This is a genomic window from Actinomyces sp. oral taxon 170 str. F0386 (assembly GCF_000195595.1).
Classification (GTDB): domain Bacteria; phylum Actinomycetota; class Actinomycetes; order Actinomycetales; family Actinomycetaceae; genus Actinomyces.
On record NZ_GL882539.1, the window covers coordinates 12,739 to 25,640 of the forward strand.

Here is a 12,902-nt window from a genome sequence, read left to right on the forward strand (position 1 = left end):
TGGACGACGACGCCGGAGACGTCGGCGTCCTCCAGGCGCACCACGCGCGAGCCGGACACCAATCGGTGCCCCAACCAGATGGCCCCGAAGACCGGCAAGCCGATGTAGGAGGAGAGCACCTCCAGCAGCTGTCCCTTGAAGACCGCCTCGTAGTTCTGCCCCAGGATCACCAGGGCGCACAGGGTGAAGGCCAGGATCGGTCCCAGCGGGAACCAGGGGGCCCGGTAAGGTAGGTCGGCCGGGTCGCTGCCCTGGAGGACGTAGGCGCGCCGGAAGCGGAAGTGGCACACGGCGATCCCCAGCCACACGATGAACCCGCACAGGGCGGAGACGTTGAGCAGCCAGGTGTAGGCGGTGTCCTGGCCCACCACGGCGGTAAGGAAGCCTGCGGCGCCCACCAGCGCCGTCGCCCCCAGGGCACGCACCGGCACCCCGTGCCGGTTGACGTAGGCGAACCAGGCCGGCGCCTGGCCCTGCAGGGCCATCGAGTGCAGCATGCGGGTCGAGGCGTACAGGCCCGAGTTCCCGGCACTGAGCACGGCGGTGAGGATGACCGCGTTCATGATGGCGGCCGCGATCCCGATCCCGGCCCGCTCGAAGACCAGGGTGAAGGGCGAGTAGGAGATGTCGGAGGTCTCCGAGCGCAGCAAGTTGGGGTCGGTGTAGGGAACCAGGAAGCCGACCACCGCGATCGCCCCGATGTAGAAGATCATGATCCGCCAGAACACCGTGTGGATCGCCTTGGGCACATCACGGCGCGGGTTGCGGGCCTCACCGGCCGCCACGCCCACCAGCTCGGTGCCCTGGAAGGAGAACCCGGCCACCATGAACACCGACACGATCGCCAGCATCCCGCCGTGGAAGGGCGCGTCCCCGGTGGTCCAGTTGCCGAAGCCCGCGGGCCTGCCGCCGATGACGCCAGCGATCATCGCCACGCCCGCGATCAGGAAGACGACGACCGTGACCACCTTGATGGCCGACAGCCAGAACTCTCCCTCGCCGAAGGCCCTGGCGGACAGGGCGTTGAGCGTCGTCAGCAGTGCCAGGAACAGTGCCGCCCAGATCCACGAGGGCACCCCCGGCAGCCAGTAGGCCATGACGATCCCCGCCGCCACCAGCTCGGCCGCCACCGTGATCGCCCAGTTGAACCAGTAGTTCCAGCCCATGGCGAAGCCGAAGGAGGGACTGACGAACCGGGTGGCGTAGGTCTGGAAGGAGCCGGCCACCGGCATGTGCGCCGTCATCTCCCCCAGGGACTGCATGAGCAGCAGCACCATGAGGCCGATCGCCGCGTAGGCCACCAGGGCGCCACCCGGCCCGGCCGTGGAGACTGTGGCGCCCGAGGCCACGAACAGCCCCGTGCCGATCGCACCACCGATAGCGATCATCTGCATGTGCCGGCTGGTCAGGCTCCGCTGCAGCCCGCTCTCCTCCTCCAGAGCCTCGTTGGAGACCTGGCCGGAGGCGTCAGAAACCAGAGCATCGACGGCGTCGGGCCGGTCGATCGGCTCGGCGGGAGAGTGACCGCTGGGGGCCGACTCGTCATGCTCGTCATGAGAGTGTGTCACCCAACCGAGGGTAATCGCCGAGCACGCAACCCGTCGTTCACGTTCGGTCTGTCTCACGCACCCGGGCTGTGCTGACGATCACGGCCGACGGCGGTACAAAAGGCCGCTACAGCCTCAGCAGGTGTGGCCGGCGGCCGGCTCGCGGCGCTTGTGGGTGGCCGGGGACTCCTGGGCCGCCATGAGGTCGGCGCGCAGGTTCTTGGGCAGGGAGAAGGAGATCTTCTCCGTGGTGGTGCGCACCTCCTCGACGTCGTCGAACCCGAGCTCGGCCAGGCGCTCGATCACCTCTCGCACCAGGATCTCCGGCACCGAGGCACCCGAGGTCAGGCCGATCGACTCGACACCGTCGAGCCAGGACGGGTCGATCTCGCTGGCGAAGTCCACCCGGTGGGAGGCTCCCGCACCGGCCTCCAGGGCCACCTCCTTGAGACGCACCGAGTTCGAGGAGTTGCCCGAACCGACCACGATCATGAGGTCCACCTGCGGGGCGATCTGCTTGACCGCGGCCTGACGGTTCTGGGTGGCGTAGCAGATGTCCTCGCCGGGCGGGTCGATCATCTCCGGGAAGCGCTCGCGCAGGAGACGCACCGTCTCCAGGGTCTCGTCGACGCTCAGCGTGGTCTGGCTGATCCACACGACCTTGGAGGGGTCGCGCACCTCGACCTGGTCCACCTCGTGGGGGCCGTTGACCACCTGAATGTGCTCGGGCGCCTCGCCCTGGGTGCCCTCGACCTCCTCGTGGCCGGTGTGGCCCACGAGGATGATGTCGTAGTCCTTGTCCGCGAAGCGCACCGCCTGCTTGTGGACCTTGGTCACCAGCGGGCAGGTCGCGTCGATCGTGGCCAGCCGGCGCTCGGCGGCCTCGGCGTGGACGGCCGGGGAGACGCCGTGGGCGGAGAAGACGACGCGGGCGCCCACCGGCACCTCGTCGGTCTCGGAGACGAAGACGGCTCCGCGCTTCGAGAGGGCGTCCACGACGAACTTGTTGTGGACGATCTCCTTGCGCACGTAGATCGGCGCCCCGTAGTGGGCCAGGGCCTGCTCGACGGCGTCGACAGCCCGGTCCACGCCGGCGCAGTAGCCGCGCGGGGCGGCCATGAGGACTCGCTTGCCGCGCTTGGAGGAGGGCGAGGAGGGCACGGCGGCGTCGGTCTGCTCGGTGGCGAGCTCGGTCATCGTCACGGCAACCACTGTGCCACAGTAGGACCCGGGTCCCCAGTGGCGGACGTGGCACAGTGGTGCATGTGACAGGCCAGAGCCCCACCCAGCCCAGCCCGCAGTCCTCCCCCGACGGCGGCGCGGTGCCCGCCTCCGCCACGGACGGCGCCCCGCAGGAGCTGGCGCCGCGCGCGAATCTCACTACTGCGGAGAACCCGTGGCCGCTGCGGCTGCTGTCCTCCAAGATCGACCAGTACGTCGCCCGCATGAGCCAGGTGTGGGTGGAGGGCCAGATCATCCAGCTCAACCGGCGCCCCGGCGCCGGCATGGCCTTCCTCACCCTGCGGGACACGGACGCCGACGTCTCCATGTCGGTGGCCATCTACGCGCGCGTCCTCGACGCCGTCCTGGCCCGCACCGGTGCCGAGCTGAGCGAGGGCGCCCGCGTGGTGGTCCGCGCCAAGCCCACCTTCTGGACCAAGCGGGGCTCGCTCCAGCTGCAGGCCGACGACATCCGGCCCGTCGGCGTCGGCGACCTGCTGGCCCGTATCGAGCAGCTGCGCCGCATCCTGGCCGCCGAGGGCCTGTTCGACGCCGAGCGCAAGCGCCCCCTGCCCTTCCTGCCGCACAAGGTGGGTCTCGTGTGCGGCCGCCAGGCCAAGGCCAAGGACGACGTGCTGGTCAACGCCCGCCTGCGCTGGCCCGGCCTGCCCTTCGAGGTCCGGGAGGTCGCCGTCCAGGGGGCGCGCGCCGTCGGTGAGGTCACCCGCGCCATCCAGGAGCTCGACGCCGATGCGCAGATCGACGTCATCGTCGTGGCCCGCGGGGGCGGCGCCGTCGAGGATCTGCTGCCCTTCTCCGACGAGGGGCTCGTGCGCGCCGCAGCCGCCTGCCGCACGCCGCTGGTCTCGGCGATCGGCCACGAGACCGACTGCCCTCTGCTGGACCTGGTGGCCGACTACCGGGCCTCCACCCCCACCGACGCCGCCCGCCGGATCGTCCCCGACCTCGCCCAGGAGACGGTGGGGCTGGACTCGGCCCGCGAGCGCCTTCGCACCGTGCTGGCCTCGCGGCTGGACGCCGAGCAGGCTGCCCTGGACCAGCTGCGGGCCCGGCCGGTCATGGCCGACCCCACCTCGATCGTGCGCGACCGGGTCATCGAGCTGGGCCAGGCCCGCGACCGGATGCGCCGGGCCGTGGGCCACCGCCTGTCGCTGGCGGCCGCGGACCTGCGCGCCGACCACGCCCGCCTGACGGCCCTGTCGCCGCAAGGGGTCCTCGACCGCGGCTACACGATCCTGCGCACCCCCGGTGGGAAGGTCATCACCAGCGCCGAGGACGTCAAGAAGGGCGACCTCATCGAGGGGGTTCTGGCTCACGGCCGGCTCGTCGCCCAGGTCGTCGGCGCCACCAGGCCCCGGCCCGCCAACATCGACTGAACGCCGGCGAGGTCCCGGAGCGGCGCACGCTGATGGCCTCGCAGGACTCCCGCGGACGTACCCGAGAGCTCGCGGGCGGCACCGTGGCGCAGTCGTCGAGACCTATGGTGCGTCCACGCGCTCCGGGCGACCGGCTGCCCTGAGGACGACGACGGCGACGGGGATCGCGGCCACAGCGAAAACGGCCGACGCCCCGACGACCGCCCGGTGGAAGCCGGTCAGGAAGTCGCCTGAAGCGATCAGGCTGCCAAGGACGGCCACACCGACGACGCTGCCGGTCTGCCGGGCAGCGTTGATGACGCTGCCGGCGACGCCGGTGTACCCCGCCGGCGCGGAGGCGACGGCGGCCGAGGTTGCGGCGGGCATGGTCAGTGCCGTGCCGAAACCGCCCAGGAAGGTCAGGGTCGCCACCAGCGGGTACGGCGTCGAGGCCGTGACGACAGCGAGCTCCGCGAACCCGGCCGCCCCGGTGAGCAGCCCGGTCAGCATCGTGGGGAACGCCCCGATCCTGGCGGTCATCCTGCCTCCCATCGGGGAGGCGACGACGGCGCTGCACGCCTGCGGCGCCAGGGCCAGGCCGGCGAGCCACGGCTCATAGCCCAGGTAGCGCTGGAGGAACAGGGCCAGGACGAAGAGCTGGCCGAAGAATCCGGTATTGAGCGCGAACCCGACCGCGGCGGCCACGGCGAAACGCGGTCGGGAGAAGACCGCCGTCGGCAGCATCGGCCTGCTCGCGGTCCGTTCAACCAGGACGAAGGCCGCCAACAGGCTCAGTCCGGCGAGGGTCGAGGCGACAACGGGCGGGCTCCACCCGTGCTCGCCCGCGGCGATGATCCCGTAGGTGGCGGCCGCGAGCCCTGCGACGGAGAGGACCTGCCCGGGCAGGTCGCCGCCTTCGCGTCGTCGCAGCGACCGCGTCTCCGGCGCGGGCAGGCAGCGGGCGGTGAGCCACAGGGCGGCTGCAACGAGGGGAAGGTTCACCCAGAACACGAGCCTCCAGCCGGTGAAAGTCACGAGCAGTCCCCCGGCCACCGGACCGACGGCCGCGGCAACACCACCGGCTCCTCCCCACAGGCCGATGGCTCGGGCCCGGTCGGCGGGGCGATCATGGATGAGGGAGAGCATTGCCAGGGAGGCCGGGACGATCGCGGCGGCACCGACACCCTGCAACGCGCGGAAGGCGATGAGCGCGCCGCCGGCAGGGGCCAGGGCACAGGCCGCCGAGAGCAGGCCGAAGACCGCCAGGCCGAGCAGGTGGACGCTTCTTGCGCCCATCCGGTCGCAGGCCGCCCCTGCCGACAGCTGCAGGGCTGCGAAGGTGAGGGCGTAGGCGTCGACGACCCACTGCAGGGAGGCGACCGGGACGCCCAGGTCCCCGCCGATCCGTGCCAGCGCCACGTTGACGACCGTCGTGTCGAGCATGACGATGAAGAATCCGAGCAGCGCCGCGATGAGGGCGCCGCACCGTCGGTATCCGTTCATGAGTGGTCTCCTTGCTCCTCTGGCCCCGTTCTGGCCCCGTCTGCCGGTTGCTGCCGGTCACCGGCAGGCTAGAGCGGACCTTGTTCGGTCCGGACCGAACCGGCGCGGGCGCATACTGGCCGCATGTCACGGCTTCCCGATCGTCTCTTCCCCGAGGCGGTTCCCGACGTCGCCGGAACGGCTGCGGCGCTGGCCGACCCGTCGCGGGCCGCCATGTGCGCGGCGCTCATGGACGGTCGCGCCTGGACGGTGGGCGAGCTCGGCTCATACGCCGGGGTCGCGCGGTCGACGGCCAGCGAGCATGTCGACGTGCTGGCGGCGCGCGGTCTCGTCACGAGGGTCCGGCAGGGGCGGCACTGCTACATCACGCTCTCAGGGCCCGAGGCGGCTCGGGTCATCGAGGCCCTGGGGGTGATGGCGGCATCAGTGCTGCCCACGGCGCGCAGTCTCAACGCGTGGACGGCGAACAGGCGGGTGCTGGCAGCCCGTACCTGCTACCGCCACCTGGCCGGGCGACTCGGTGTGGGGCTGGCCGAGCAGCTCCGGGAGCGCGGCCACCTGGATCCCTCGTGGGGACTGACCGGTTCCGGCGAGGACCTCCTGGCTACCTGGGGGATGGAGAAGCCGCTTCATACCCGTGGGGAGGCGTGCATGGACTCCACTGAGCGGCGGTTCCACCTCGGCGGTCCGCTGGGGACCGCACTGACGCAGGCGCTGTTCGATCGCGCCTGGATCGCGCGCATCGGGCGGACCCGGGCGGTGAAACTCACAGAGGCCGGCCGCGAGGCACTGGCGCAGGCAGGTTTGGAGGGAGTGCTGACACGCCTCGATGAGAGAACCCCCAACGACGCAGCAGGATAGAAGTGGGGGCTGACGCATCGGTGCTCTTCGACCGGAACCAGCAGGAGTCAAAGAGAGATTCAGGTCAGGATTTTGTCCATATGGGACGATTTTGGAGCCTCCACAACCAGTCGACACCGCACCAAAACGCTCTGGCCAGCACAGATGCGAACGCCACTGAGACGGGGCACCGTCAAAGTCGTCCCTCTTGGACACTTTTGCGCCGAGGGCATCACCTCGGTCCGCCTCGTCCACTCTACCCCTGGGCCGGCCCGTGCGAGAATCGGCATGTGAGCTCCGAGATGAACCCCGGCCCATACTCCGACCAGCACCCAGACGAGTACTCACCCCAGAACAGCGCCTATTCGGCATCGTCAGGGTCTTCACCGTCGTCGGCATCCTCCGGTGATGGTGCTTCCAGCGCCAACGAGGACGTGGCCTCACTCAGTTATGAGCGGGCGCGCGAGGAGCTGGTGGCCGTCGTGCAGCGCCTCGAGGCGGGTTCCGTCCCGCTGGAGGACTCCCTGGCCCTGTGGGAGCGCGGCGAGGCCCTGGCCCAGCGCTGCCAGACCTGGCTCGATGACGCCCGCGCCCGCCTGGCCGCTGTCGCTCAGGACGAGTCCGCGGACTGACAGGGCATGACCCGCCCGGATCAGCGACTCCAGGCCGAGCTCGCGCCCGCCCGCGCGACGAAAGGACCGGGGCTCCGGCTGGCAACGGTGCACTGACCGAGCGCCGCCGGGAACCAAAACAGGAGCCGGAAGGGAGCCGTGGATGTCCAAATCTGTGACAAAGGCTCGGATCACTCTCATTCAGTCGGAGCGCAACCGCATGATTCCAAGGTTTCCGTTCATGCGGTCCGGGACCTGGAGCTCCTTTGTCACGGATTTGGACATCGTCGGGCGAGACACGCCCTGAGGACGGTACCGGATCGGTAGTCTGTGAGTGTTCACTCTTCGGCCCCACTCATCGACCATCCTGCCGACCATCCACGTGAGCTTCGCGCCGACGCGTACCGCTCTGCCCGGATCACCCCTCGCCGTCTCTCCCTCTCACCTCACTCACAGCGACCGGTCCCCGGTCCCGCACCAAGGAGTCACTATGACCGCACCCGGCCGCCAAGGATCCGCCCTCGTCATCGGCGAGGCGCTGGTCGACGTCGTCATCCACCCCGGGCAGGAGCCCGTGGACATTCCCGGCGGCTCGCCCGCCAACGTCGCTCTGGGCCTGGCGCGCCTGGGTCGCGACGCCGAGCTGCACTGCTGGATCGGCACCGATGAGCGCGGCAAGGCCGTGCGCGCCCACCTGGAGGCCTCCGGGGTCCGCCTGGCTGCGGGCGCCGACGGCGCCGAGCGCACCTCCACGGCGCAGGCCACCATCGGTGAGGACCGCGCCGCCACCTACCTCTTCGACCTGGACTGGAACCCGCCGCGCCCGAACCTGACTGACGGGGACTCACCGCTGCTGGTGCACACCGGCTCGATCGCGGCGATCCTGGCCCCCGGCGCCGCCACCGTGGAGCAGGTGCTGCGCGAGACCCGCGCCACCTCCACCATCGCCTACGACCCTAACGCCCGTCCCCAGCTCATGGGTGAGCCCGAGGACGCCCGCCGGATCGTCGAGCGCCTGGTGGCCCTGTCCGACCTGGTCAAGTGCTCCGATGAGGACATCGCCTGGCTCTACGGCGAGGACGCGGACCTGGAGTCGGTGCTGCGCTCCTGGCTGGAGAAGGGCGCGGCCATCGTGGTCGTCACGCGCGGCAAGAAGGGGGCCCTGGCCCTGTCCGCCTCCGGAGTGCGTCTGGAGGTGCCCGCCGACCCGAGCGTCGTCGTGGCCGACACGGTCGGCGCCGGCGACTCCTTCATGGGCGGTCTGGAGGACGCCCTGTGGAGCGAGGACCTCGTGGGCGCGGATCGGCGCGAGGCGCTGCGCGCGGTGGACGCCGAGACCCTGGAGCGGATCGTGCGTCACGCCGCAGCCATCGCCGACATCACGGTCTCGCGGGCCGGGGCCAACCCGCCCACCCGCGACGAGCTGCCCTGAGCCATCCTGCTGGCTGCCGCGGTCAGCGCAGGATCGCGGCGGCGAGCAGGACCACGGGCACGAATCCGGCGGTGGTCAGCAGGACCGCGTCGCGAGCCAGGTCCTTGCCCACTCCGTAGCGCGAGGCGTACATGAAGACGTTCTGCGCCGTGGGCAGGGAGGCGGTGACGACCGGGGTCAGCAGCTGCGCTCCGCTGAGTCCCGCAGTCAGCCCGACGACGGCGGCCAGCCCCGGCATGACGGCGAGCTTCCAGCCCACGGCCAGCCACAGGCCACTGCGCCGGCCGGCGCCCCGAAGCGATGACGACGCCGCATCAGGGGTGTGCGGTTCGTTTGCCTGAGGAGGCTGGTCCACCGCCTGCTCAGCCGCACGGACGCCTTGGTCCGAGCCGGTGGTGAGAGGTTCCTGAACAGCGTGAACCGGGTGGGCCGGCGAGCTCGGCTGAGATGCCTGGGCGGGCTCGTCCGCTGCGGTGTTCCGCAGGGGCCTGGGTGCCCCGGCCAGGCTCATGCCCAGGGCCAGCATCATGAGCGGCACCGCGACGCGCCCGAGCATCTCCAGACCCTGGGCCGGGTAGCCCCCGCACCATTCCTCCAGGTTCACCCCGCCCAGGTTCGCCGCGGTCCCGGCCACAACTCCCCACAGCAGCGGGTTGCGCAGCGGGACGGTCAGGGTCGCCAGACGAGACGGGTTGCCGCGCCGAGTGACGGCGTCGAGCACGGTGAAGGTGACGGGCGTGAGCACCAGGAGCTGGAGCAGGAGGATCGGGGCGATGGTGGCCGCGTCCCCCAGGACGAGGACGGCCACCGGGATCCCCAGGTTCGCGGCGTTGACGTAGCCGGAAGCGAGTGCACCGATCGTGGCCTCGGCGGTGGAGCGTCGCAGCACGAGGCGGTGCAGGCACCAGGCGGAGACGATGGCGGCGAGCTCGGCGGCCACGGCCACGGCGGTGGACCGGGAGACGACGGCCGTCAGATCCGCTCGGCTCAGGGTGGTGACGAGCAGCGCCGGAGTGGCGGCGAAGAAGCAGACGCGGGTGAGGACCCCGTCTGCGTCAGCGGGCACGGCCCGGGCGCGCACCAGCAGCCAGCCGACGGCGATGACGGCACCGAAGACGGCCAGCCCCGCCACGACATCGGCCATCACCGCCCCCTCTCATCGACCGGACGGGTCGCAGGCCCGGTCTCGCGTTCGTAGGGTAGTCCCCGCGGTCGTACCCTCTCCCCCTCGAACGCGCGGCATCAGGTACCACCGCGTGAGGGCGGGGACCGCGACGGAGCAAAGCGCGTCAGGTGGACGACCTCGCGGACGACGAGCGGCCGCTAGCCGACCGGTTCGAGGTCCACCCAGGTGCCGACGTGGTCGGAGATGATGAAGGAGGCGGTCCCCCAGTCCACGGCGCGCAGCAGCGGGCTCCCGGCACCGTCCGCCCCGGCTGTGCCCGCCGCGGCCACCGCCGCCTCGTCGGCCAGTGGCAGGCCGTCGGGGCCGGTGGGCCACAGGTCGGTCAGGACGTGGTCGATGCGCCGATGAGGGTTGGCAGCGGGGAAGGTGTGCCCCTCCCCCACGGTCCGCCCCAGTCCCAGGGCGGCGACCTGCTCGGCGCTGAGGTTGTAGTCGCCCACGAGCAGGTGCGGGCCGGGCAGTCCGGCGAGCGCCCCCCAGGCGTCGGCGAGCTGGCGCGCCGCCATGGACTCGCGGGTCGCCAGGTGGGTGGAGGCGACCGACAGCCGGCGGACCGACCCGCCGACGTCGTCAGGCACCTCGAGGGTGGCGGCCACCATGATGCGTTGGGAGGCGGTGGACACGTGGTAGGAGCGCGGGTCCCAGGCCCGCTCACCGCGCTTCTCCACGCTGGAGGCCCCTCGCCCCAGGCGCTTGACGTGCCAGCCGGAGACCGGGAAGCGCGAGAGGAGGGCGTTGCCGTAGCCGATCGGCCCGGCACCGACGGCGGCGCGCAGCAGCCCCAGGACGTCATCGGTCGGCGAGCTCAGTGCGGTACGCAGGGGCCGACGGCGCAGCCCCACCACCGGCCCGGCGTAGCTGGCGGCGAAGCGGCAGGTGGGCATGCCCAGCTCCTCGGCCAGGAAGGCCGCCTGGTGAAGGCGCCCAGAACGAGCCTGGCCCAGGTCCACCTCCTGGAGGGCGACGACATCGGGGGCCAGCTCGGCGATCTGCTCGGCGGTGGCCCGCATGACGGCGCGGGCGGTGGCCGAGTCGGAGATGTCGGCCCCGGCCAGTGAGCCGGTGGCGGCGCTGCCATCCCCGGCCCCGGCGCCGAGCAGGCCGTGCTGGAGGTTGAGGCTCAGGACCCGGATCATGCTCATTCCCCCTCGAAGGTCAGGCTCACGGAGTTCATGCAGTAGCGCTGGCCGGTTGGGGTCTGGGGGGCGTCGTCGAAGACGTGACCCAGGTGACTGGCGCAGGTGGCGCAGCGGACCTCGGTGCGCACCATGCCGTGGGAGGTGTCGGTACTCAGGGTGACCGCCTCGGAGTCGGAGGGGTCGTAGAAGGAGGGCCAGCCGCAGTGGGAGTCGAACTTGGTGGTGGAGCGGAACAGCTCGGCGCCGCAGCCGCGGCAGCGGTAGATGCCCTCGCGGTGCTCGTCGAGCAGAGCCCCGGTGAAGGGCCGCTCGGTGCCGGCCTCACGCAGCACGTGGTACTCCATGGGGCTCAGGGCGGCGCGCCACTGGGCGTCGGTGCGCGCCGCGGCCTCCAGGTCGACGACTGGGCCGGAGGGGCCAGCGCTCTTGTCGGTACTCATGGGCTCATCGTGGCCCGCTCGACGGCGCCGGGCGACCTGCGTTCACGCAGCGAAAACGGACCCGTCCGACGGGGCGCCGGCCACGTAGCGGCTGCCCGGCTCACCTGGGCCCCAGGCCCCCGCGCCGGGCGCGGTGCAGCAGGGAGCGGCCCATGGCGCGCCCCAGGGTGACGGCGCGCCGGGCTCCCAGGCCGTGAGCGGCGCTCTCGCCCGCGGCCTCGGTGGTCGCAGGGGCCTCAGCGGTGGCGCTGCCACCAGCCGCAACCGTGGCGGCGCCATCGGCCTCAGCCTTCTGCTTGGCAACGATCTCCTCGGCGGTGCGGGCCACCTGCTCGGGGCTGAGGTCCTGAGTGACCTCGACCTGCTCGACCTCCACCCGCGTGCGCGGCAGGGCGTAGGGGGCCTCGCGCTGAAGCCAGGCGACCAGCTCCTCGCGCACATAGGACTTGAGGGCGCCAACGTCACCGGGATCGGCCCCGGTGAGCACCACGCGCACGGTGACGTAACCGCTGACGGCGTCGGAGACCTCGAGGGAGGCCTGGCGCCCGTCCCAGGCGGTGGAGGCGGCCACGAGCCGGGCCAGCTCGGCACGTAGCGAGGCAATGGGAACACGCCAGTCCAGGTCGAGGGTGAAGGTGCCGGTGCTCTGGGAGCCGCCGCGCGTCCAGTTGGCGAAGGGGTTCTCGGTGAAGTGGGTCGAGGGCAGGATGAGACGCCGGTCATCCCAGGTACGCATGACCACGTAGGTCAGGGTGATCTCCTCGATGGTGCCCTGCTCGTCGCCAACGACGACGACGTCGTCCACGCGGATGGCATCGGTAGTGGCCAGCTGGAGCCCGGCGAAGACGTTGCCGAGCATGGATCGGGCGGCCATACCGGCGATGACGGAGGCCAGACCGGCCGAGGCGAGCAGCGAGCCCATGGCGAGCTGGACGCTGGGGAAGGTCATGATGGCGCTGACGAGCCCGGCGATGATGATGACCACCTGGGTGACGCGCCGGATGATCTGGCTCTGGGTGGTCACCCGGTTGGCGCGCCCCTGGTTCTCACTGGCCTGCACCCCTTTGACGACGGTGGACTCGACGGCCTTGGCGAAGGCGACGACGAGCCAGGTCACCGCGAAGATGAGAGCGATGGTGACCCCGCGCTCGATGACAACCATCGTCGTCGAGTCACTCTTGGTGTGCCGCAGACCGGTCAGGGCGACCTGGGTGCCCAGGAAGGCCCCGGTCATGGCGCCGACGGCGAAGGCGGGCCTGCGTCCGAACTCCACGATCTCGCGGTACAGGAGACGGCGCCTGCCCATGAACCTGAGGATGGCCACCGCCACGAAGGCGACGACGATGCCGATGGCGGCCCCCAGGCCGGCCTGCCAGGCGATGGTGGCTAGGTCGCTCGTCGTCTTGGTGACCACCTTGACGGTCTCGTCCACATCGACCGACGGCACGCCCGTAGGGCCGGAGGGGGTGGGAGTCGGGGAGACGGAGGGATTCGCGCTGGGATCCGCGCCGGGAGTCGCGGGAGGGGTGGTGGCTGCGAGGAGCATGGGGCCAACCCTAGACAGCGGGCCTGTGCCCGGGCTGTGACCAACGGCCGAGAGCGAAGAC

At 71.4% G+C, this 12,902-nt stretch carries 11 protein-coding genes; 4 read left to right on the forward strand and 7 right to left on the reverse strand.

What is annotated here, in order from left to right; all coding sequences use genetic code 11:
- The coding region (locus HMPREF9056_RS06690; RefSeq protein ID WP_301280246.1) for an amino acid permease at positions 1 to 1,478 on the reverse strand (1,478 nt) is incomplete at its 3' end.
- A gap of 204 nt (positions 1,479 to 1,682) precedes the next feature.
- Positions 1,683 to 2,759, reverse strand: a complete 1,077-nt coding sequence (locus HMPREF9056_RS06695) for a 4-hydroxy-3-methylbut-2-enyl diphosphate reductase (RefSeq protein WP_087942216.1) — start codon at positions 2,757 to 2,759, stop codon at positions 1,683 to 1,685.
- 44 nt (positions 2,760 to 2,803) lie between these two features.
- Between HMPREF9056_RS06695 and xseA the strand changes: the two genes are divergently transcribed.
- Positions 2,804 to 4,165, forward strand: a complete 1,362-nt coding sequence (gene xseA / locus HMPREF9056_RS06700) for an exodeoxyribonuclease VII large subunit (RefSeq protein ID WP_034514146.1) — start codon at positions 2,804 to 2,806, stop codon at positions 4,163 to 4,165.
- 102 nt (positions 4,166 to 4,267) lie between these two features.
- Here xseA and HMPREF9056_RS06705 read toward each other — a convergent pair whose 3' ends face one another.
- Positions 4,268 to 5,647: an MFS transporter gene (locus HMPREF9056_RS06705; RefSeq protein WP_009403976.1), complete on the reverse strand. Its 1,380-nt coding sequence runs from the start codon at positions 5,645 to 5,647 to the stop codon at positions 4,268 to 4,270.
- Positions 5,648 to 5,770: 123 nt separating this feature from the next.
- On the opposite strand from HMPREF9056_RS06705, the gene HMPREF9056_RS06710 reads away from it, so the two are divergent.
- The 3 genes from HMPREF9056_RS06710 (at position 5,771) to HMPREF9056_RS06720 (ending at position 8,530) form a co-directional block, all read left to right on the forward strand.
- Positions 5,771 to 6,508 (forward strand): helix-turn-helix transcriptional regulator, encoded by a 738-nt coding sequence (locus tag HMPREF9056_RS06710; RefSeq protein WP_009403977.1) that lies wholly within the window; start codon positions 5,771 to 5,773, stop codon positions 6,506 to 6,508.
- A gap of 281 nt (positions 6,509 to 6,789) precedes the next feature.
- Positions 6,790 to 7,119, forward strand: a complete 330-nt coding sequence (locus HMPREF9056_RS13660) for an exodeoxyribonuclease VII small subunit (protein ID WP_087942217.1) — start codon at positions 6,790 to 6,792, stop codon at positions 7,117 to 7,119.
- A 469-nt stretch (positions 7,120 to 7,588) separates the two neighbouring features.
- Positions 7,589 to 8,530 (forward strand): carbohydrate kinase, encoded by a 942-nt coding sequence (locus tag HMPREF9056_RS06720; RefSeq protein ID WP_009403980.1) that lies wholly within the window; start codon positions 7,589 to 7,591, stop codon positions 8,528 to 8,530.
- A gap of 22 nt (positions 8,531 to 8,552) precedes the next feature.
- Here HMPREF9056_RS06720 and HMPREF9056_RS06725 read toward each other — a convergent pair whose 3' ends face one another.
- From HMPREF9056_RS06725 to HMPREF9056_RS06740, 4 genes are all read right to left on the reverse strand, one after another.
- Positions 8,553 to 9,674 (reverse strand): AEC family transporter, encoded by a 1,122-nt coding sequence (locus HMPREF9056_RS06725; RefSeq protein ID WP_009403981.1) that lies wholly within the window; start codon positions 9,672 to 9,674, stop codon positions 8,553 to 8,555.
- Between the two features lie 179 nt (positions 9,675 to 9,853).
- Entirely contained in the window at positions 9,854 to 10,852 is a 999-nt protein-coding gene (locus HMPREF9056_RS06730; RefSeq protein ID WP_034514148.1) for an endonuclease/exonuclease/phosphatase family protein, read from the reverse strand.
- A gap of 2 nt (positions 10,853 to 10,854) precedes the next feature.
- Positions 10,855 to 11,295, reverse strand: coding sequence for a peptide-methionine (R)-S-oxide reductase MsrB (gene msrB / locus HMPREF9056_RS06735; protein WP_009403984.1), 441 nt, complete (start codon positions 11,293 to 11,295; stop codon positions 10,855 to 10,857).
- A 100-nt stretch (positions 11,296 to 11,395) separates the two neighbouring features.
- Positions 11,396 to 12,841 (reverse strand): mechanosensitive ion channel family protein, encoded by a 1,446-nt coding sequence (locus HMPREF9056_RS06740; protein WP_034514150.1) that lies wholly within the window; start codon positions 12,839 to 12,841, stop codon positions 11,396 to 11,398.
- Positions 12,842 to 12,902: the final 61 nt, after the last annotated feature.

Coding starts and splice junctions, on each gene's coding strand:
- HMPREF9056_RS06705 (WP_009403976.1), bottom strand. CDS start 5,647: ATGAACGGATACCGACGGTGCGGCGCCCTCATCGCGGCGCTGCTCGGA.
- HMPREF9056_RS06710 (WP_009403977.1), top strand. CDS start 5,771: ATGTCACGGCTTCCCGATCGTCTCTTCCCCGAGGCGGTTCCCGACGTC.
- HMPREF9056_RS13660 (WP_087942217.1), top strand. CDS start 6,790: ATGAACCCCGGCCCATACTCCGACCAGCACCCAGACGAGTACTCACCC.
- HMPREF9056_RS06720 (WP_009403980.1), top strand. CDS start 7,589: ATGACCGCACCCGGCCGCCAAGGATCCGCCCTCGTCATCGGCGAGGCG.
- HMPREF9056_RS06725 (WP_009403981.1), bottom strand. CDS start 9,674: ATGGCCGATGTCGTGGCGGGGCTGGCCGTCTTCGGTGCCGTCATCGCC.
- HMPREF9056_RS06730 (WP_034514148.1), bottom strand. CDS start 10,852: ATGATCCGGGTCCTGAGCCTCAACCTCCAGCACGGCCTGCTCGGCGCC.
- msrB (WP_009403984.1), bottom strand. CDS start 11,295: ATGAGTACCGACAAGAGCGCTGGCCCCTCCGGCCCAGTCGTCGACCTG.
- HMPREF9056_RS06740 (WP_034514150.1), bottom strand. CDS start 12,841: ATGCTCCTCGCAGCCACCACCCCTCCCGCGACTCCCGGCGCGGATCCC.